Origin of the sequence: Rathayibacter sp. PhB186 (assembly GCF_003751825.1) — a bacterium.
Classification (GTDB): Bacteria; Actinomycetota; Actinomycetes; order Actinomycetales; family Microbacteriaceae; genus Rathayibacter; species Rathayibacter festucae.
In genome coordinates, this window is sequence record NZ_RJKO01000008.1 from 127,762 (window position 1) to 146,832 (window position 19,071).

Below are 19,071 nucleotides of genomic sequence, written 5' to 3' on the forward strand. Positions count from 1 at the left end.
CGCGGTGGTGCAGCGCGGCGATCGGGCGCACGGGGCCGTCAGGACGGAGCCCGTAGGGTGGGGAGCATGAGCACGTCATCCGACGGCGCGCCCCGACGCCCGCGCACCACCGCGTCGCGCGTCGCCGGCGCCGCCCCCGCGCGCCGCGCCGCCCCCGCTCCGCGCACCCGGACCCGCACCGCGAGCTCGAGCGCCGCGGCCTCGGGCGGCCGCTTCGCCGCGCTCCGCCGACGCTACGGGGCCGGGACGGCGTCGATCCTCCTCGCGATCGTCGTCGTCCCGATCGCGTTCTTCGTCTGGTACGCGATCATCTCGCTCGGCGCCTACCCGGGCGACCAGGCCGTCAGCGACCTGCTCGTCGGCGTTCTCTACACCGCGATCATCCACGCGCTCCTGCTCGCCGGCGTGCTGCTCGGCGTCTCCTCGATCCGCGCGCGACGCCGCGAGGGCCGTCCGGCGATCGCCGGCTGGATCGGCGTCGTGCTGAACGTGCTCGTCGTCCTCTTCTGGGAGCTGCTCGTCTCGCCGTGGCTCGTCGAGCTCTGGAACCGGGCCGTCGGCGCCTGACCCACCGGTCCCCACCGGCCCCCGCCGGCCGGCGACCGATCCGCTCGACCACCGGCCCCCGCGCTCTGGTAGGCTCCTCAGGTTGCCGTCCAACGGCCGCGGATCAAGAGAGCCCACGCATCAGGCGCAGGGCACCGCGCAACGAGAGAGAGGGGATCCCATTCATGGCACTCGAAGCAGACGTCAAGAAGGCGATCATCGAAGAGTACGCGACCCACCCCGGTGACACCGGATCCCCCGAGGTGCAGGTGGCCGTCCTGACCAAGCGGATCAAGGACCTCACCGAGCACCTCAAGGAGCACAAGCACGACCACCACTCGCGTCGTGGTCTGCTGCTGCTCGTGGGTCAGCGCCGTCGACTCCTCGGCTACCTGTCGGACGTGGACATCAGCCGCTACCGCTCGCTGATCGAGCGTCTCGGCCTGCGTCGATAGTCCCCTCCGCTCCTCCCCTCACCGGGTCGGGCGCGGGGTCTCGATGACACCGCGATCTTCTTCTGAACGGGCCGCTCTCCTCCGGGAGGGCGGCCCGTTCCGCGTTCCCGGCCACCGAGTTCCCCGGCATCGCGCGCCCCGGCGGCGTGCTCAGTCCAGGCGCTCCGGCCGGTCGACGCCGCCCCAGGAGAAGCCGGCCGACGCCGCGAACCAGTCGGCCGCCGACCGCGCGAGTGCGGCGTCCGCCTCGGGTCGTCCGGGCAGCGCCAGGGCCTCGGCGAGACCGGGCAGAGTCCACCGGTCGTCGAGGGCCTTCGCCTGCGCCCGCTGCCAGGCGTCCGAGCAGGCGGGCTCGCCGGCCGCCCGGGTGATCGACGCGGCGCCGGGGGCGGCGCCGTCCCGCACGAGCGCGAGCGCGCAGGTCAGCGCCGCCGTCCGGACCACGCTCCGCGGCGCTCGCGCCGGCTCGGTGGCCCGCACCTGATCCTGGGCCCCGACGATCGCCGTCAGCGCGAGGAACAGCCGGGTCGCCTCCTCGTCCGGTCGCGGCGCCAGCCGGCCCGGACCGGCCGAGATCGCGGCGGACGCTCCAGGAGGGAGCACCAGGCCGCGGCCGATCCGAGCGGAGTACGCGCTCAGCAGACCGGTGACTCCGGCGTCGCGGCGCGGGTCGCTCTGACCGACCACCCCGCGCACCCCGGGATCGCTCAGCACCCAGACGACGGGGGTGTCGTTGTGGATGGTCAGACTCCGGTGGTCGGCGTCGACGCAGGCCAGCAAGTGCCCGGCCAGTGCCTCGCCCTCGCGGTCGAGCACGGAGGAGGCGGCGAGCAGCTCGCGCGGCTCGTCGCACGGCCCGGTCGTCCCGCCGGCCGCGGAGGGCAGCCCGGCGAGGGGAGCGAGGGCGGCGAGGGCGAGCGCGAGCACCGCGATCGCGGCGGCGGAGGCGGCGGTCGCGCCGAGGAGCCGGCCGGGGGAGTCGCGGCGACGCACGGCGGCGACGGAGCGATCCGGCCGCACTCCACCCCGCCGCACCCGATCGAGCGCGGACGCCACCGTGCCTCGACGCACCATGCGGGACTCCCTCTGCTCGGAGGCTAGACCCGGAACCGGGCCCTGACCAGGCCCTGAGCGCGACCAGTGGGGAAGGGACGGGAATTCCTTCGAGAATTCTCCGGTCCGGTGCATCCGCGGAGGCCCCTCGGCCGGAAGTAGTGGTGAAGGCCCTTCTCGAGAACCCACCGACCCGCCCGCGGGTCCCGTCGTGAAAGAGGAACACCGTGACCACCTCCCGCCTCACCCACCGCCTGCTCGCCGGAGCCTGCCTCGGCACCCTCGCCGTCGCCGGTCTCGCCGCCGCCCCCGCGAGCGCGGCCGACGCCGACTCGGCCGACCTCTACGTGCTGCACGCGGTCCCCGACACCCCGGTCGACGTGTACGTCAACGGAGCACTGACGCTCGACGACTTCACGCCCGGCTCGCTGGCCGGCCCGCTCGACCTGCCCACCGGGACGTACACCGTCGCGATCACCGCCGCGGACGCCGCCGACGCGAGCGCCCCCGTCATCGGCCCGGTCGACCTCGCGCTCGAAGCCGGCAAGAGCTACACCGTCGCCGCGCACCTCACGCCCGACAACACCCCCACCGCGACGCTGTTCCCGAACGACATCTCCGCCACCGCGGCCGGAGATGGACGCCTCACGGTCCGCCACATCGCCGCGGCGCCCGCCGTGGACATCCTCGCCGGCGGCTCGCCCGTGCTGACAAACGTGACCAACCCGAACGAGGGCGTCCTGAACCTCGCTCCGGCCACGATCTCGACCGTGGTCGCCGCGACCGGGACCACCGCTCCGGTCATCGGCCCGGCCGACGTCCAGGTCCAGGAGGGCGTCAACACGATCGTCTACGCCTGGGGCAGCCTGGAGAAGGGCAACCTCGCCCTCGCGACGCAGACCATCGGCGGTCTGCACTCCTCGCCGTCCGGTGTCCCCGCCGGTGAGGCCGGCCTCGCCGCCGACAACCGCACCGACGCGGCCGCGGGCTGGTGGGGCGCTGCCGCCCTCGCCTCGCTCGCGCTGATCGGCGCCGCGCTGGTCGGTCGCCGCAAGGCCGCCGCCGTTCGCTGACCGACGCGGACGACCGCCGGTCCCCGACCGGCACCGAAGACCGCCGGCCCGGTGTGCCCCCGCACCCGGGCCGGCCGCCGACCACGACGAGAGGAGGACGTGATGAGCAGGATCCCCACCCGGCCGCGCGCTCTCCTCGTGGTCGGCGCGATCGCGGTCGGCCTCGGCCTCGGCGGCTGCTCGGCACAGGCGGTCGGGGTCGTGCCCGCCCCTGACGCGAGTGCGCCGCTCCCGACGTCGACGCCGGCCGCGATCCCCTCCAGCACTCCCGGCCCGTCCGCCGCCGCGGTGCCGGACGTCCCGGTCGCGGACGCCCGCCTCGGTGCGACTCCCGCGCCGGTGGTGCTCGCGCCGACGCGCCTGGTCGTCGACGGCCTGCCGATCGACATGCCCGTGCAGCCGGTCGGCGTCGCCGACGACGGCACGATGGAGCTGGTCCCCGACACCGACGTGGCCGGCTGGTACCGCTACGGCCGGGGGCTCGACGCCGCCGAGGGGACGACCGTGATCGCCGCCCACGTCGACTCCCTCACCTACGGGCTCGGCCCATTCGCCGAGCTGAAGAAGGCGCAGCCCGGCCAGCACATCGGCCTGACGGGCGAGGACGGCGTCCAGCGCGTCTACACGGTGGACACCGTCGAGACCACGGAGAAGACCACGGTCGACCTCTCGAGCGTCTTCGTCCAGGACGGCGCCGCCCGCCTGGTCCTGATCACCTGCGGCGGCGACTTCGCTTACGACACCCGCCACTACCTCAGCAACGTGGTCGTCACCGCGACCCCCTCGCCGTGACCGCCCGACGACGACCCCGACCGGCCGCTTCCGTGCTCCCGCTGTGAGCGAGCCGTAGCATGAGCCTCACCGCAGCGCCGCAGGCCGCCGAGCCACTCGCGACCGGGCCCCGCTGCCGCCCCCAGTCCAGGAGGACCCCCCTGAGCGACGCCCAGACCCGCGAGCCCGACGACGAGGCCGCCGATGAGCGCGCCCTCGTGCAGCGCCTCGGCCTCCGGTTCGCCGCGGGGGAGGAGTCGGCGCTCGACGAGGCCTACTCCCGCTGGTCCCCGCTCGTGTTCACCCTCGCCCTGCGCTCGCTCGGCGATCGCGGCGACGCCGAGGACGTGGTCCAGCGCGTCTTCGTCTCGGCCTGGACCGGGCGCGGCAGCTTCGACCCCGGCCGCGCGGCGCTCGGCGCCTGGCTGGTCGGGATCTCGCGCAAGCGCATCGCGGACGCCCACGAGAACCGCTCGCGGGAGCGTCGGCTCACCGCCGCGCTGGTCGCGGTCGCCCCGGTGGACGAGGGCGAGCCGGCGGTCGACCTCGAGGAGCGGGTCCTGGTGGCCGACGAGCTCGCCCGCCTCGATCCGGTCCCGCGGCGGGTGATGAGCCTCGCCTTCTACGACGACCTGACCCACACCGAGATCGCCGAGCGGACAGGCCTGCCGCTCGGCACCGTCAAGAGCCACATCCGCCGCAGTCTCGACAGACTCCGCTCCCGATTGGAGGTGAGCAGCACATGACCCACCTCGATCCCGACGAGCTCGCCCTCCTCGCTCTCGGCGAGGACTCCTCCGCCGACGCCGCCGCCCACCTCGAGGCGTGCCCCGAGTGCGCTCAGCAGCTGGTCGAGCTCGGCCACGCCGCCGGTCTCGGCCGGCAGAGCCGCTCGCTGACCCTCGAGGCGCCGCCGGCGGAGGTCTGGGACCGGATCCGCGGGGAGCTCGCGCTGGGGACCGCGGATGCGCCGATCGCCCCGGTCACCGCGCTCCCGGTGGGCCGCCACACGCCCTCGCATCGCCGACCGCGCGCTCGCCGACTGCTCCCCGCGGCGCTCGCCGCCCTCGCGGCCCTGGCGATCGGCGTCGTCGGCGGCTTCTGGCTGCAGGCCTCGCAGGGCACCGACGCGGTCGTGGTCGCCCGTGCCGATCTCGCAGCCTTCCCCGACTGGCAGGGCGCGAGCGGCAGCGCCGAGCTCGAGGACGCCGACGGCGAGCGCCGGCTGGTCGTGCACCTCGACGCGGCCGGCGCGACCGACTCCTACCGCGAGGTCTGGCTGATCGCCGCCGACGCCACCGGACTGGTGGGGCTCGGGGTGCTGGACGGCACGGACGGCCGCTTCACGGTCCCCGCCGACATCGACCTCTCCGAGTACTCGCTCGTCGACATCTCCGAGGAGCCCGACGACGGCGACCCGCAGCACTCGGGCGACTCGATCGTCCGCGGGCCCCTTCGCGAGGGCTGAGCGCGCGCCGGGCCGGACCGGCCGAGGCGTCAGACCGCCCCGGTCCGCTCCGCCAGCAGCGCGGTGAGGGCCTGCACGGCCGCGGAGGGACGCTGCGCACTGCAGACCGAGACCTCCCAGACCAGCCCGGGCCAGTCGAGCTCGATCGCGGTCACCCCCTCCAGCGGCGCGATGCCCGATCGGGGCACCACCGCGGGTCCCAGACCGGCCTGCACGAAGAGCGGGATCGCGGGCAGGTCGGCGACCTCGGTCGCGACCCGTCGCGTCGCTCCCGCCGCGCGGAAGGCCCGGTCCACGCTGACGCGGTTGCCGAACCCGGACGGGGTGTCGATGAACGCCGCGCCCTCCAGGTCCGCGGGGGAGGGCCGCACCAGCCCCGCGAGCGGGTCCGCGCTGTCGACCAGCAGCACGTAGCGGTCGCGGACGACGGTCGTCACGGCGAGATCGTCCAGCTCGGCGACCGGCAGCGCGAGCAGCGCCACATCGAGGCGGCCACGGCGCAGGTCCTCCGCCAGCCCGGTCGATCCGCTCGGCGAGGTGCGCAGGAGCAGGTCGACCAGCGGATGCCGGCGCCGGAACGCGCCGAGGACACCCGGCAGGTCGAGGATGTCGAGCGCCGAGAAGGTGCCGACCCGGACCCGGCCGCGGAGCCCCGCCGCGTCCTCCGCCGCGAGCGAGCGCATCCGGTCGACGCTGTCGATCGCCGCGCGGGCCGAGGGCAGCAGCGCCTCGCCGACGGCCGTCAGCGCCACGCGCCGCGTCGAGCGGGTGAACAGCGGCGCCCCCAGGTCCTGCTCGAGCGCGCGGACGGTCGCCGACAGCGTCGACTGCACCACGTAGAGGCGGGCGGCCGCGCGGGTGAAGCTGAGCTCCTCCGCGACGGCGACGAAGGCGGCGAGCTGACGATCGTCCATCCGAGAATCATGCAGGATCGTCGATCAATGCGTCCATGATCCTCCGTTGGACGTGGACGATCCGGAGGAGCAGTCTGGGCGCATGCCGACCACCGGAACCCCCGCCGAGCGCACGACCGCCCGCACCGCCTCCTCCGCCGCACGCCGCCCCGAGCTCGGGCACCACCTCGGCTTCTGGGTGATCGCGGTCGCCTTCCTCTCCGTGATGGCCTTCTCGACCGTGCCGACCCCGCTCTACGCGATCTACCAGCAGCGCGACGGCTTCCCCGCCTTCGTCGTGACGGTGATCTTCGCGGCCTACGCCGTCGGAGTGGTGGCCAGCCTCTTCCTCGCCGGCCACGTCAGCGACTGGCTCGGCCGGCGCCGCATCCTGCTCGCCGCGATCCTCGTCGAGGTGCTGGCGAGCATCGTCTTCCTGCTCTGGCCGGACGTGCCGGGCCTGATCGTCGCCCGTCTGCTGACCGGCATCGGCGTCGGCGCGCTCACCGCGACCGCCACCGCCCACCTCTCCGAGCTCCGCGCGATCGCCCGGCCAGAGGAGGGACCCGGCGCCTCGCGCGCCGTCTCGACCCTCGTCAACGTCGGCGGCCTGGCCCTCGGCCCCCTGATCGGCGGCGTCCTCGCGGTGACCGTCGACCGCCCGCTCGTGGTGCCCTACGAGGTCTTCCTCGTGCTGCTCGTCGTGCTCGGCATCGCGGTCGCCCTCGTCCCCGAGACCGTCGAGCGCCGCGAGGAGCTGCCCGCCTACCGCCCGCAGCGGCTCGCCGTCCCCGCCGCCTCGCGCGGCACCTTCCTCTCGGCCGCCGTCGGCGCGTTCGCCGGCTTCGCCGTCTTCGGCCTCTTCACCTCGCTCGCGCCGACCTTCCTGGCCGGCCGCTTCGGCGAGACCTCGCACCTGCTGGCGGGCGTCGTCTCGTTCGGCGTCTTCGCGGCCGGCGCCGTCGCCCAGCTGACCGCCGCGCGACTGCCCGTCCGCCGAGCGCTGCTCCTCTCCGCCGCTGCCCTCACCGTCGGGCTCGTGCTCGTCGCCTGGGGCGCCGTCGCCGTGGTGCTGCCCGCCTTCATCGGCGGCGGCGTGATCGCCGGGGCCGGCGTCGGCCTGATCTTCCGCCTGGCGCTCGGGGTCGCCGGCTCGCTCGCCTCCGACGAGACCCGCGGCGAGGTCCTCGCCGGGATGTTCCTCGCCTCCTACGTCGGTCTCGCGGTCCCGGTCCTCCTGATCGGCGCGGCGCTCGCCGTCCTCCCCGCGGTCCCGGTGCTGGTCGCCTTCGTGGCGATCGTGCTCGCGCTCGTACTGGTGGCGATCGCGCGGATGCTGCGCTCGGCCGTCTGAGGACGCCCGCCGCGGGAGGCGGGCGCGGCCCGCGACACGGGCGGCCCCGGCGCTCCATGATGGAGGCATGAAGCTCTTCTCGTTCGGCCGCTCCGACTCCGACCCCCTGCCCGCCGGCGACCGCGGCTCGGGCAAGCTCGACGACTACGACTACGAGCTGCGGCCCAAGTCCAAGCGCGGCGACACCCTCCTCGGCGTCGCCGACTCCCTGCCGCACCAGGACGAGCTGGCCCGCGTGCACGCCCTCGGCGAGGAGGAGATCACGGCGGTCATCCCGCGCCGCACGATCGAGGAGGAGCGCACCGATGCCCCGATGCCGGTCCGGCTCTTCGCGAACCACCGGCCGACCGACCTCGTCGGCTACGTGCCCCGCGGGCTCGAGAACGTGGTCGAGGCGGCCCTGGCCCGGCTCACGGAGGCCGGCAAGCAGCCGCGCATCCCCGCCCGCATCGTGAAGGGCAAGGGCGGTCTCCGGGTCCAGCTGCTGATGCACGAGACCCGTGGCTGACGCGGAGGGCCCGGCCGGCGCCGACCGCTCGGCGGCCGGCTTCTGGGACGAGCCGGCCGCCGCGGGTCCGCCGGCCGGCTGGTACCCGGACCCGGCGCAGGTGAACACGCAGCGCTACTGGGACGGCCGCGCGTGGACCGGCGACCTCGCTCCGCTCGCACCGCCCGCGGCCCCGCTCGGCAACGCCGCCGCGACCGCGTCTCTCGTCCTCGGGATCCTGGGCGTGCTCCTGACCCCGATCCCGCTGTTCATCGGCCTGCTGCTCGGCGGCCCGCTCGACGTGCTCGCGGTCGTCTTCGGCGTCGTCGGCCTCGTCAAGGGCGGCGCGCGGCGGGGCGCGGGCGTGACCCGCGCGGTGGTCGGACTCGTCCTCGGCGCGCTGATGCTCGCGGCGATCACCGTCGGGGCCGGCACGATCTGGTAGCCGTGCGGCGGAGATCCCGGGGCGGAGCTGCGCGGCGATCCCGCGGTTCCTGGTCGATCGGGGCCCGCACTGATAGCATGAACCGGTTCCGAATCCGGAAGCGACCGCCGGTCGCCGTCGGGTTCGAACCACGGAGCAGGCCGGCAGGAAGCTGGTCCTCGGTGGTGGAGTCCCGGTTCGCGACATCACGCGCTGCTGCAGCGCAGTGGACGATGTCGGGCAGACCCGGAGCCCTTCTACTGGTGGCCAGCACGAACGCCCTCCACACGACGGCACGGCGCGAAGCCCTGCCGTGGGATCGCGTGCGATTCCTGACCGTCATGCCGCTCCGACGAACGCCGGCGCCCAGAGGGGTGCCGCTGCAGACGTTAAGGAGACAGACCTCTTGGAAGGTCCTGAAATCACATTCGCCGAAGCCGTTCTCGACAACGGCTCGTACGGCACCCGCACCGTCCGCTTCGAGACCGGCCGCCTCGCGCAGCAGGCTCAGGGCGCGGTCGCCGCGTACCTCGACGAGGACACCATGCTCCTCTCCGCCACCTCGGCGTCGAAGAACCCGAAGGACAACTTCGACTTCTTCCCGCTGACCGTCGACGTCGAGGAGCGCTCCTACGCCGCCGGCAAGATCCCCGGCTCGTTCTTCCGCCGCGAGGGCCGCCCCTCCACCGAGGCGATCCTGGTCTGCCGTCTGATCGACCGGCCGCTGCGCCCCTCGTTCGTCGAGGGCCTGCGCAACGAGGTCCAGATCGTCATCACGGTCCTCAGCATCGCCCCGGACGAGTTCTACGACGCCCTCGCGATCAACGCCGCGAGCGCCTCGACCCAGATCTCCGGCCTGCCCTTCTCGGGCCCGGTCGCCGGTGTGCGCCTCGCGCTCATGTCCGACGGCTCCGGCAACGACCAGTGGGTCGCCTTCCCCAAGGCCTCGCAGCTCGAGAACGCCGTCTTCGACCTCACCGTCGCGGGCCGCGTCGTCACCAACGAGGACGGCTCCTCGGACGTCGCCATCATGATGGTCGAGGCCGAGGCCACCGACGTCTCGTGGAACCTCATCAAGGCGGGCGCCACCAAGCCCGACGAGGCCGTCGTCGCCCAGGGCCTCGAGGCCGCCAAGCCCTTCCTCCGTGCGCTCGTCGAGGCGCAGTCGAAGCTGGCCGCCGAGACCGCGAAGCCGGTCAAGGACTACCCGGTCTTCCTGCCCTACGCGCAGGAGACCTACGACAACGTCGCCGAGCTCAGCTACGACGAGCTCGTCCGCGTCTACCAGATCGCCGACAAGGTCGAGCGTCAGGACGCCGACGACGCCCTCAAGGCGAAGGTCAAGGAGCAGATCGCCGAGCGCATCGCCTCCGGCCGCCTCTCCGCCGAGGCCTTCGCGCAGGTCGGCGCCGCGTACAAGTCCGTCACGAAGGTGGTCGTCCGCGGCCGCATCCTCCGCGACGGCGTCCGCATCGACGGCCGCGGCCTGGCCGACATCCGACCGCTCGACGCCGAGGTGCAGGTCATCCCGCGCGTCCACGGCTCGGCGATCTTCCAGCGCGGCGAGACCCAGATCCTGGGCGTCACCACGCTGAACATGCTCAAGATGGAGCAGCAGATCGACTCGCTGTCGCCCGTCACGAAGAAGCGCTACCTGCACCACTACAACTTCCCGCCCTACTCGACCGGTGAGACCGGCCGCGTCGGGTCGCCGAAGCGTCGCGAGATCGGGCACGGCTTCCTCGCCGAGCGCGCCCTCGTGCCGGTGCTGCCGAGCCGCGAGGAGTTCCCCTACGCGATCCGCCAGGTGTCCGAGGCGCTCAGCTCCAACGGCTCCACCTCGATGGGCTCCGTCTGCGCGTCGACCCTGTCGCTCCTCAACGCCGGTGTGCCGCTGCGCGCCCCGGTCGCGGGCATCGCGATGGGCCTCGTCTCCGACGTGGTCGACGGTCACACCCGCTACGCGGCGCTGACCGACATCCTGGGCGCCGAGGACGCGCTCGGCGACATGGACTTCAAGGTCGCCGGCACCTCGGAGTACGTCACGGCCATCCAGCTCGACACGAAGCTCGACGGCATCCCGTCGTCGGTCCTCGACGCCGCGCTCAAGCAGGCCAAGGACGCCCGCACCACGATCCTCGCGGTGCTCACGGCGGCCATCGACCAGCCCGACGAGATGGCCCCGACCGCGCCCCGCGTGATCTCGGTCCAGATCCCCGTCGACAAGATCGGCGAGCTGATCGGCCCCAAGGGCAAGACGATCAACGCGATCCAGGACGAGACCGGCGCCGACATCTCCATCGAGGAGGACGGCACCGTCTACATCGGCGCCGTCGACGGACCGTCGGCCGAGGCCGCTCGCGCCCAGGTCAACGCCATCGCGAACCCGACCAACCCCGAGGTCGGCGAGCAGTTCCTCGGAACCGTCGTCAAGATCGCGACCTTCGGTGCGTTCGTCTCGCTCCTCCCCGGCAAGGACGGCCTGCTGCACATCAGCGAGGTCCGCAAGCTCGCCGGTGGCAAGCGCGTCGAGAACGTCGAGGACGTCCTCGGAGTCGGCCAGAAGCTGCTCGTCTCGATCACCAAGATCGACGACCGCGGCAAGCTGTCCCTCGCGCCCGTCGTGGCCGAGGACGCCGAGGCGCCCGTCGAGGTCCCCGCCGAGAGCTGATCCCTCCCGCACGACCGACGCCCGTCCCACTCGCGTGGGGCGGGCGTCCGTCGTTCCCGGGGTGGTGGCCGTCCCACTCCGGTGGGGCGGGCGTCCGTCGTTCCCAGGAGTGGTGGCCGTCCCACTCGCGCGGGGCGGGCGTCCGTCGTTCCCGGGTGCGGCCGCACCCCGGTGGGCCGGCGGCCCGTCGTCCGTGGGGTACGGTGGCGGGACCGTGCCGTCGCACCGCCCCGACCGGAGGACCCCGTGACCGACTCGACGCCCCCGGCCCTCGCGCCGGAGACGCCCCTTCCGCCCCGCCTCCTCGGAGCCACCGGTCTGCCCGTGCACCCGGTCGCCCTCGACGGCTCCGTCTTCGGCTGGGCCGCGAGCATCGACGAGACCACCGAGGTCCTCGACGCGTTCGCCGAGCTCGGCGGGACGCTGATCTCGACCGCCGACCACTACGCCACCGGGCGCAGCGAGTACATGATCGGCCGCTGGCTCGAGCAGTCCACCCGGCGCGACGAGCTGCTCGTCGCCACCAAGGTCGGCCGCCACCCCGACGCCCCGGGCCTCGCGGCCGAGGACGTGCGGGTCGCGATCGAGGGCTGCCTGGAGCGGCTCGGCACCCGGATCGACCTGCTCTCCTTCGACAGCGAGGACCCGGAGGTCCCGATCGCCGAGAGCCTCGCCGCCGTCGCCCCGTTCATCGAGAACGGCTCGGTCGGCGCCCTGGGCGCGGCGCACTTCAGCGGCGCCGCCCTGGCCGAGGCGGAGGCGGCGGCTCGCGACCTCGGCCTGCCCGCCTTCACCGCGGTGATCGCCGAGTACAACCTGATGGAGCGCAAGCACTACGAGGCGGACGTCGCCCCCGAGGTGCTCCGCCAGGGTCTCGGCACCCTCGCCCGCCTGCCGCTCGCGAGCGGCTACCTCACCGGGCGGCTGCGCCACCGCTCCGACGAGCCGGAGTCGGTGATGTTCGAGGCCGCGCTCGACTACGTCGGCCGGCACGGCAACAAGGTGCTCGCGGCGCTCGACGAGGTCGCGGAGGCGCACGGCAGCAACCCCGGCACCGCCGCGCTCGCCTGGGTCCTCGCGCACCAGGAGGTCTCGGCCGTCATCGTGCGCGCCCGCGGCGCCGAGGAGGTGGCGTCGATCTTCGGAGCCGCCACGCTGCCGATCACCCGGAGCGAGATCGCCCAGCTCGACCGCGCCTCCGCCTGAGTGGCGCCCCCACGGGTCGGCCGGCAGCACAGGCCGGCCCGGCAGCGCCCCGTCGGAGCAGGGGCGCTGCCGGGCCGGCGGTCAGCGACGCAGGATGCGCGCCTCCCACGGCCCGAGCGTCGAGCCCGACGCGCCCGCGACGTTGCCCAGCACCGTCTCGGCTCCGGCCCACTCCTCGAGCAGCGCGACCTCGAGCGGCTCGCCGGAGACGTTGCCGACCACGAGCAGCTCGCTCGCCCCGGTGCGGGTGAACGCGAAGAGCGTCGGATGCTCGGCCTCGAGCAGGGCGAAGCGGCCCAGCTGCACCGTCTCGTCCTCGTGCCGCAGCGCGATCAGCGCGCGGTAGTACTCGAAGACGGAGCGCTCCGCCGCACGGTCGGCCGCGACGTTCACCTCGACGTGGTTCGGGTTGACCGGGATCCACGGCTCGCCCGTCGTGAAGCCGGCCTGCGGTCCGCCGTCCCACTGCACCGGCGTCCGCGCGTTGTCGCGGCTCTGCGCGCGCAGGCCCGCGAGCACCTGCTCCGGGTCCTCGCCGCGCTCCTCCACCGCCTCGGCGTAGTAGTTCAGCGACTCGACGTCGCGGAAGTCCTCGATGCCGGCGAACGGCACGTTGGTCATGCCGATCTCGTCGCCCTGGTAGATGTACGGCGTGCCGCGCTGCAGGTGCAGGAGCGTCGCCCAGAGCGTGGCCGACTCGTAGCGCCAGGCGGCGTCGTCGCCGAAGCGGGACACCAGCCGGGGCTGGTCGTGGTTGCCGAGGTAGAGGCTGTTCCAGCCGCGCTCGGCGAGCCCGTCCTGCCAGCGGGCGAGATTCGCCTTGAGGGCGACGAGATCGAGCGGGACCGGGTGGAACTTGTCGACGCCGTGGTCGATCCCGACGTGCTCGAACTGGAAGACCATGTCGAGCTCGCGCCGCTCCGGGTCGGTGACGAGCACCGCCTCCTCGAGGGTGACGCCCGGCATCTCGCCGACCGTCATCAGCGCGGCGTCGCGCCCGGCGAACACCGCCTCGTTCATCTCGCGGAGGTACTCGTGCAGCCGGGGGCCCACCCCGCCGACGATCCCGGAGCCGCCGCCAAGCCCGTCGATCTCCTCGACGTTCTTGGAGACCAGGTTGATGACGTCCATCCGGAAGCCGTCGACCCCGCGGTCGAGCCACCAGTTCATCATCGCGTGCACCGCGTGCCGGACCTCCGGGTTCTCCCAGTTGAGGTCGGGCTGCTGCACCGCGAAGAGGTGCAGGAAGTACTCGTCGGTCGCCGGATCGAGGGTCCAGGCCGGGCCGGAGAAGTAGGAGCGCCAGCCGTTGGGCTCGGCGACGTCGAGGCCCGCCTCCGCGGTCGCCTCGAGCTCGGCGTCCGGCGCGAGCACCGCCTCCCGAGCCGCGTTCTCGCGCCCCTGCCGCCACCAGTACCAGTCGCGCTTCGCGTCCTCCTGCGAGGAGCGCGACTGCACGAACCAGGCGTGCTCGTCGCTGGTGTGGTTCACCACGAGGTCCATCACCAGCTTGATGCCGCGCTCGTGCGCCTCGGCGAGGAGCAGGTCGAACTCCTCGAGCGAGCCGAACAGCGGGTCGATGTCCTGGTAGTCCGAGATGTCGTAGCCGTTGTCGTGCTGGGGCGACGGGTAGACCGGCGACAGCCAGACGACGTCCACGCCGAGGTCGGCGAGGTGGTCGAGATGCGCGCGGATGCCGCCGAGGTCGCCGAACCCGTCGCCGTTCGAGTCGGCGAACGAGCGGGGGTAGATCTGGTAGACGACCGCGCTCGTCCACCAGGGCGTCGCGGGGGTCGGGGTGAGGGGCTCCATGGCCCGAATCTAGCCGCCGCCACCGACGCCGGCGGGGTCGCCGCACAGTCGCCGGCCACCCTCGCGAGACCGCCGGAGAACACCGTGTAACGATCGGATTAAGCGTTCCCGAGCGCCCCGCGAGGCGCCCGCCGCGCTCGGATACCCTCGGTCTCGGCGGACCCGACCGCCGCGGGGGAGTGGGCGAGTGGCGAGGGTGAAGGCCGGCTCCGGCGCGCGGACGATGCGCGGCACCGCGGCGCATCCGCCCCTCGCGGACAGCGGGCCCGTCGTGGCCCCCGCCGCCCTCCGGCGCTCGCTCGGCGACGCGGCCGAGGCCCTCTTCCCGCTCGTCCTCGACGCCGCAGCGCTCGCGCGGCGCGAGGTCGGCGGCCCCGAGCTGCTCGAGCGCTTCGCGGCGTGGGGCGGCGACGGCGTCGTCGTCGCGGACACGGCCGGATCCGCGACGGGGGAGGAGCGGGTCGGCGCCTGGCTCGCCGGCCACCGCGACCGCGATCGGTTCCGGCTGCTCGGCCGCTTCGGCGGCTCCCCGTCCACCGTCGCCTCCCCGCGCGCCCTGGTGACCCGCGTCGAGGAGTCGCTGCGACGCCTCGGAGTCGAGCGACTCGACGTCCTCGCGGTCCGCCCCGACGGCGCCGGTCGCCTCGACCAGCTGCTCAGCGCCGTCGAGGTGCTGCTCGCGCGCGGTCTCGTCGGCACCGCCGTCGCCTCGGGATTCGCCGCCGAGGAGCTCTTCGAGGCACGTGTGCTCGCCGGCCACGGCCACCCGCGGTTCGCCGGCGTCGAACTGCCCTACAGCCTGCTCGACAGCACCCGGGCGGACGGCGACCTCGGTCTCGTCGCGGCCGGCCAGGGTCTCTCGCTGCTCTGCACGGCGCCGCTCGCGCACGGCTTCCTCGACGGCGTCGAGCGCGGGCGACGGCAGCTCGGCCGACTCCCCGACGGCGTCCTCGCCGCCGCCCACGTCGGGCGGCGCGGGCGGCGCGTGCTGGTCGCCCTCGACGCCATCGGCGCCGAGCTCTCGGCCACCCCGGCCGCCGTCGCACTGGCCTGGCTGCTCTCCCGTCCGGGAGTGACCGCGGCTGCGGTCGCCCCGCGCTCTCCGGCCGACGTCGACGCCGTGGTGCGCGCCGTCTCGCTCGAGCTCGACGCCGGTCACCTGGCGGCCCTGGAGCGCGCCCGCCGCTGACGGGTCGCGCAGGGATCACCCGGTGCAGGTGGCCTAGGCTGTGCCGGATGAACCACGGTGTCGCACTCCCTCTCGAACAGCCGGAGACGACCATCGGGGCCGCCGGCGGCTCGCTCGTCCGCCGGACCGTCCTCTCGAGCGGTGTCCGCATCCTCAGCGAGGCGATGCCCGGGGCCCGCAGCGCGACGATCGGCTTCTGGGTCGCGGCCGGCTCCCGCGACGAGGCGCCCGCCCTGCCCGCGGTCGACGGCCGTCCCGCCGTGCCGTCCAACTTCGGCTCCACGCACTTCCTCGAGCACCTGCTCTTCAAGGGCACGGGCACCCGGTCGGCGCTCGACATCGCGGTCGCCTTCGACTCGGTCGGCGGCGAGCACAACGCGCTGACCGCCAAGGAGTACACCTGCTACTACGCCAAGGTGCAGGACCGCGATCTGCCGATGGCGGTCGAGGTCATCGGCGACATGGTCACGTCGAGCCTGCTCGACCCGGCCGAGTTCGAGACCGAGCGGGGCGTCATCCTCGAGGAGCTCGCGATGGCCGACGACGACCCGGCCGACGTCGCCAGCGAGCGGCTCTTCGAGGCCGTCTTCGGCGAGCACCCGCTCGGGCGCCCGATCGGCGGCACCCCCGCCATCATCGGCGAGGCCACCCGGGACGCCGTCTGGGCGCACTACCGCGCCGCCTACCGCCCGCGCGACCTCGTCGTCACGGTCGCGGGAGCGGTCGACCACGAGGTGCTCGTCGCCCAGCTCGAGCGCGTCCTCGCCGCCGACGGCTGGGATCTCAGCACCCCGGCCGCGCCGGTCGAGCGCCGGGTCGGCGGCTCGGCCGTCTTCACCCGCGGCACCGCCCTCTCGATCACCCACCGCCCGACCGAGCAGGCGAACCTGCTGATCGGCTTCCCCGGCCTGGCCGCCGCGGACGACCGGCGGATGACGATGGGCGTGCTGAACTCGATCCTCGGCGGCGGCATGTCCTCGCGCCTCTTCCAGGAGGTGCGCGAGAAGCGCGGCCTGGCCTACTCCGTCTACTCCTTCGCCCCGTCCTACTCCGACGCCGGACTCTTCGGCCTCTACGCGGCCTGCACGCCGTCGAAGGCCGGCACCGTCGCCGAGCTGCTGCTGGCCGAGTTCACCCGGCTGGCCGAGCACGGCGTCACCGCCGAGGAGCTCGCCCGCGCCCGCGGCCAGCTGTCCGGCGCGGCAGCGCTCGCCCTGGAGGACTCGGACACCCGGATGTCGCGGCTCGGCCGCTCCGAGCTGACCTTCGGCGAGTTCGTCGACCTCGACGAGAGCCTGCGCCGACTCGCCCTCGTCGGCGCGGAGGACGTCCAGGCACTCGCGGCAGACTTGGCCCGGGGGCCGTCGTCGATCTCGGCCGTCGGAGCGGTCGACGAGTCGACCTTCGCCGGCATCGCCGAGATCGAGACCACTCCCGCGGCCTGATCCGCTCTGAGAACACCCGCTGACCGCGCACCGTCGCGCCGCACCAGGGAGGACCTCCGTGTCCCACTACATCTACCTCGTCCGCCACGGCGAGCAGCAGGACGCCGAGCACGGCATGCCCGACGGGCCGCTGTCGGCCCGTGGCGAGCGCCAGGCCCGGCTCATCGCCGAGCGACTCGGCGGCGTCCCCTTCACCGGGGCGTGGCACTCGCCGCTGCGCCGGGCGGAGGAGACCGCCGCACGCTTCCAGGCGGTCCTGCCCGGGCTGTCGATCGAGCCGTCCTCGCTGCTGTTCGACTGCATCCCCTCCGGCCCGACCCCGGACATGCCGCGCGCCTTCGAGCCCTTCTTCGGCAGCGTCACCCCGGCCGAGATCGATGCCGGGCACGCGCAGATGCAGGACGCCGTGGCCGAGTTCCTCGCCCCGTCCCGCGAGGACCGCCACGACCTGCTCATCACGCACAACTTCGTCATCGGCTGGTTCGTCCGGCACGTGTTCGACGCCCCGGACTGGCGCTGGCTCGGCGTGAACCAGGCGAACTGCGGCCTGACGATCATCCGCGTCCGCTCCCGCAAGCCCCCGGTCCTCGTCGTCCACAACGACCTCGCCCACCTCCCCGTCGAGCTGCGCACCGGCCTCCCCGAGGCCCAGTCCTACTGACATCGTCTGCATGCTGATCGAGTAGCCCGCGCAGCGGGCGCATCGAGATCCACCAGCGTCAGAACAGAAGTCTGCAGACCCGTCGTGCTGGCGACGGTGGGTCTCGATACGCCCCTCCGGGGCTACTCGACCAGCATGGAGCGGAGCTGTCGCCGTCCCCATGATCGCGCAGTCGCCTGCGGCCGAGTCGCCCCCTCATGCTGATCGAGTAGCTCGCGCAGCGGGCGTATCGAGATCCACCGCCACCAGCAGCCCCGCGTCCGCCGCGGTCGTTAGGCTGGCCGGGTGACCACCTCCGTCGCCGTCGTCGGTGCAACCGGCAAACTCGGCTCCCTCACCTGCTCGCTCCTCGAGGCCTCGGAGGAGTTCGACCTCGTCGCCCGGCTCGGCTCGCGCAGCGACCCGCGCGAGATGCTCGCGGCGGACGTCGTCGTGGACATGACGCTCCCCGCCGTCAGCCAGCAGATCGTCGACCTCGCCGTCGCGAACGGCAGGAAGGTGCTCGTCGGCACCTCCGGCTGGACCGGCGACCGCATCGCGGCGCTCCGCCGCAGCGTCGACGCGCAGCCCGGCGCCGGCGTGGTGATCATCCCCAACTTCTCGCTCGGCTCGGTCCTCGCCACCGCGCTGTCCACCGTCGCGGCGCGCTTCTTCGACGCGGTCGAGATCGTCGAGACCCACGGCGCGCGCAAGGTCGACTCGCCCTCCGGCACCGCCGTGCGCACCGCCGAGCTGCTGCTCCGTGCGCGCGCCGAGCTGGGACCCGTTCAGGCCCCGCACACCGACCAGCGCGCCCGCGGCCAGCAGGTGGCGAGCATCCCGGTGCACAGCCTGCGCCTGCCCGGGGTCGAGGCGCGCCAGGAGGTGGTCTTCGGCGGCACCGGCGAGACGGTCACGATCCGCCACGACACCACGTCCTCCGCGTCCTACGAGGCCGGCATCCTCCGCGCCCTCGACGCCGTGCGCAGCACCACCGGCGTGGTCGTCGGCCTCGACGCGCTGATCGACCTCCGCGCCGCCTTCGACGCCGCACCCCTGGCCGAGCAGGTCCGCGACGAGCCGGCGATCAGCGACGACCCGCCCTCCGGCCAGGCCGCGGCCGCCACGAGCACCCCGTGAGGACCCGCATCGGCGTCGGCCTGATGGCCGTCCTCCTCGCGCTCTACCTCTTCGTCTGCCTGCAGTACTCGTACGTCGCCTTCGCCGCCGGGACGGTGCCGGGCATCGTGATGGGCGTCGGCCTGCTCGTCCTCGGCGGGGTCGGCGTCTGGGGGCTCGTGCGCGAGATCTCCTTCGGCGTCCGCGCCGAGAAGCTGGCCCGGCGCCTCGAGTCCGAGGACGCCCTGCCCTCCGAGGTCCTCGAATCCAGCGCGACCGGCCGACTCGACCGGACCGAGGCCGACGCGCTCTTCCCGCGCTACGCGGCCGACGTCGACGAGGACCCCGGGAGCTGGCGCGCCTGGTACCGGCTCGGCCTCGCCTACGACGCGAGCGGCGACCGCAAGCGCGCCCGCGGGGCGATCCGCCGCTCGATCGCCCTGGAGCGCGAGCGGCCCGCCTGAT

Annotated in this window: 19 protein-coding genes; 16 read left to right on the plus strand and 3 right to left on the minus strand. The window is 73.9% G+C overall.

Going from position 1 to position 19,071, the window contains the following annotated elements; all coding sequences use genetic code 11:
• Positions 1–66: 66 nt before the first annotated feature.
• The gene (locus EDF45_RS17535; RefSeq protein WP_123737210.1) at positions 67–567 is read left to right on the plus strand and encodes a hypothetical protein; all 501 of its coding nucleotides are present in this window, start codon (positions 67–69) and stop codon (positions 565–567) included.
• Between the two features lie 164 nt (positions 568–731).
• The gene (gene rpsO, locus EDF45_RS17540) at positions 732–1,001 is read left to right on the plus strand and encodes a 30S ribosomal protein S15 (RefSeq protein ID WP_123447896.1); all 270 of its coding nucleotides are present in this window, start codon (positions 732–734) and stop codon (positions 999–1,001) included.
• A gap of 150 nt (positions 1,002–1,151) precedes the next feature.
• Here the strand turns inward: rpsO and EDF45_RS17545 are convergent, their stop codons facing one another.
• A complete protein-coding gene (locus tag EDF45_RS17545) occupies positions 1,152–2,075 on the minus strand; it encodes a hypothetical protein (protein ID WP_132438263.1) in 924 nt (307 codons plus the stop codon).
• A gap of 206 nt (positions 2,076–2,281) precedes the next feature.
• Here EDF45_RS17545 and EDF45_RS17550 point away from each other — a divergent pair, with 206 nt between their 5' ends.
• The 4 genes from EDF45_RS17550 (at position 2,282) to EDF45_RS17565 (ending at position 5,366) form a co-directional block, all read left to right on the plus strand.
• Positions 2,282–3,127 (plus strand): DUF4397 domain-containing protein, encoded by an 846-nt coding sequence (locus EDF45_RS17550; protein WP_123737208.1) that lies wholly within the window; start codon positions 2,282–2,284, stop codon positions 3,125–3,127.
• A gap of 102 nt (positions 3,128–3,229) precedes the next feature.
• A complete protein-coding gene (locus EDF45_RS17555) occupies positions 3,230–3,919 on the plus strand; it encodes a class F sortase (RefSeq protein WP_123737207.1) in 690 nt (229 codons plus the stop codon).
• A gap of 59 nt (positions 3,920–3,978) precedes the next feature.
• Positions 3,979–4,644 (plus strand): RNA polymerase sigma factor, encoded by a 666-nt coding sequence (locus tag EDF45_RS17560; RefSeq protein WP_123737206.1) that lies wholly within the window; start codon positions 3,979–3,981, stop codon positions 4,642–4,644.
• Positions 4,641–5,366 carry an anti-sigma factor gene (locus EDF45_RS17565; RefSeq protein WP_123737205.1) on the plus strand — a complete coding sequence of 242 codons (726 nt, stop codon included), beginning with the start codon at positions 4,641–4,643 and terminating at the stop codon, positions 5,364–5,366. The genes EDF45_RS17560 and EDF45_RS17565 overlap by 4 nt, the downstream gene beginning before the upstream one ends.
• Before the next feature lie 29 nt (positions 5,367–5,395).
• Here the strand turns inward: EDF45_RS17565 and EDF45_RS17570 are convergent, their stop codons facing one another.
• The gene (locus EDF45_RS17570; RefSeq protein ID WP_123447890.1) at positions 5,396–6,280 is read right to left on the minus strand and encodes a LysR family transcriptional regulator; all 885 of its coding nucleotides are present in this window, start codon (positions 6,278–6,280) and stop codon (positions 5,396–5,398) included.
• Between the two features lie 82 nt (positions 6,281–6,362).
• On the opposite strand from EDF45_RS17570, the gene EDF45_RS17575 reads away from it, so the two are divergent.
• The 5 genes from EDF45_RS17575 to EDF45_RS17595 all read left to right on the plus strand — a co-directional run bounded on the left by EDF45_RS17575 (position 6,363) and on the right by EDF45_RS17595 (position 12,401).
• Entirely contained in the window at positions 6,363–7,613 is a 1,251-nt protein-coding gene (locus tag EDF45_RS17575; RefSeq protein WP_123737204.1) for an MFS transporter, read from the plus strand.
• A gap of 67 nt (positions 7,614–7,680) precedes the next feature.
• Positions 7,681–8,121: a hypothetical protein gene (locus EDF45_RS17580; RefSeq protein ID WP_123737203.1), complete on the plus strand. Its 441-nt coding sequence runs from the start codon at positions 7,681–7,683 to the stop codon at positions 8,119–8,121.
• Positions 8,114–8,545 (plus strand): DUF2510 domain-containing protein, encoded by a 432-nt coding sequence (locus tag EDF45_RS21615; RefSeq protein ID WP_123737202.1) that lies wholly within the window; start codon positions 8,114–8,116, stop codon positions 8,543–8,545. Before EDF45_RS17580 ends, EDF45_RS21615 begins: the two co-directional genes overlap by 8 nt.
• Before the next feature lie 385 nt (positions 8,546–8,930).
• Complete coding sequence (locus EDF45_RS17590) at positions 8,931–11,195, plus strand: polyribonucleotide nucleotidyltransferase (RefSeq protein WP_123447886.1); 2,265 nt, start codon at positions 8,931–8,933, stop codon at positions 11,193–11,195.
• Positions 11,196–11,441: 246 nt separating this feature from the next.
• Complete coding sequence (locus EDF45_RS17595) at positions 11,442–12,401, plus strand: aldo/keto reductase (protein ID WP_165909215.1); 960 nt, start codon at positions 11,442–11,444, stop codon at positions 12,399–12,401.
• Between the two features lie 81 nt (positions 12,402–12,482).
• Here the strand turns inward: EDF45_RS17595 and EDF45_RS17600 are convergent, their stop codons facing one another.
• Entirely contained in the window at positions 12,483–14,213 is a 1,731-nt protein-coding gene (locus tag EDF45_RS17600) for an alpha-glucosidase (protein WP_123737200.1), read from the minus strand.
• A 187-nt stretch (positions 14,214–14,400) separates the two neighbouring features.
• Here EDF45_RS17600 and EDF45_RS17605 point away from each other — a divergent pair, with 187 nt between their 5' ends.
• From EDF45_RS17605 to EDF45_RS17625, 5 genes are all read left to right on the plus strand, one after another.
• Positions 14,401–15,402 (plus strand): aldo/keto reductase, encoded by a 1,002-nt coding sequence (locus tag EDF45_RS17605; RefSeq protein WP_123741035.1) that lies wholly within the window; start codon positions 14,401–14,403, stop codon positions 15,400–15,402.
• Positions 15,403–15,449: 47 nt separating this feature from the next.
• Entirely contained in the window at positions 15,450–16,847 is a 1,398-nt protein-coding gene (locus EDF45_RS17610) for a pitrilysin family protein (RefSeq protein ID WP_123737198.1), read from the plus strand.
• A gap of 58 nt (positions 16,848–16,905) precedes the next feature.
• Positions 16,906–17,508: a histidine phosphatase family protein gene (locus EDF45_RS17615; RefSeq protein ID WP_123447881.1), complete on the plus strand. Its 603-nt coding sequence runs from the start codon at positions 16,906–16,908 to the stop codon at positions 17,506–17,508.
• 285 nt (positions 17,509–17,793) lie between these two features.
• Positions 17,794–18,627, plus strand: coding sequence for a 4-hydroxy-tetrahydrodipicolinate reductase (gene dapB / locus EDF45_RS17620; protein ID WP_123737197.1), 834 nt, complete (start codon positions 17,794–17,796; stop codon positions 18,625–18,627).
• Positions 18,624–19,070 carry a hypothetical protein gene (locus EDF45_RS17625; RefSeq protein ID WP_123737196.1) on the plus strand — a complete coding sequence of 149 codons (447 nt, stop codon included), beginning with the start codon at positions 18,624–18,626 and terminating at the stop codon, positions 19,068–19,070. The genes dapB and EDF45_RS17625 overlap by 4 nt, the downstream gene beginning before the upstream one ends.
• The last annotated feature ends 1 nt before the right edge of the window (position 19,071 follow it).

Coding starts and splice junctions, on each gene's coding strand:
- EDF45_RS17555 (WP_123737207.1), top strand. CDS start 3,230: ATGAGCAGGATCCCCACCCGGCCGCGCGCTCTCCTCGTGGTCGGCGCG.
- rpsO (WP_123447896.1), top strand. CDS start 732: ATGGCACTCGAAGCAGACGTCAAGAAGGCGATCATCGAAGAGTACGCG.
- EDF45_RS17570 (WP_123447890.1), bottom strand. CDS start 6,280: ATGGACGATCGTCAGCTCGCCGCCTTCGTCGCCGTCGCGGAGGAGCTC.
- EDF45_RS17575 (WP_123737204.1), top strand. CDS start 6,363: ATGCCGACCACCGGAACCCCCGCCGAGCGCACGACCGCCCGCACCGCC.
- EDF45_RS17610 (WP_123737198.1), top strand. CDS start 15,450: ATGAACCACGGTGTCGCACTCCCTCTCGAACAGCCGGAGACGACCATC.
- EDF45_RS17535 (WP_123737210.1), top strand. CDS start 67: ATGAGCACGTCATCCGACGGCGCGCCCCGACGCCCGCGCACCACCGCG.
- EDF45_RS17580 (WP_123737203.1), top strand. CDS start 7,681: ATGAAGCTCTTCTCGTTCGGCCGCTCCGACTCCGACCCCCTGCCCGCC.
- EDF45_RS17565 (WP_123737205.1), top strand. CDS start 4,641: ATGACCCACCTCGATCCCGACGAGCTCGCCCTCCTCGCTCTCGGCGAG.
- EDF45_RS17545 (WP_132438263.1), bottom strand. CDS start 2,075: ATGGTGCGTCGAGGCACGGTGGCGTCCGCGCTCGATCGGGTGCGGCGG.
- EDF45_RS17560 (WP_123737206.1), top strand. CDS start 3,979: ATGAGCCTCACCGCAGCGCCGCAGGCCGCCGAGCCACTCGCGACCGGG.
- EDF45_RS17600 (WP_123737200.1), bottom strand. CDS start 14,213: ATGGAGCCCCTCACCCCGACCCCCGCGACGCCCTGGTGGACGAGCGCG.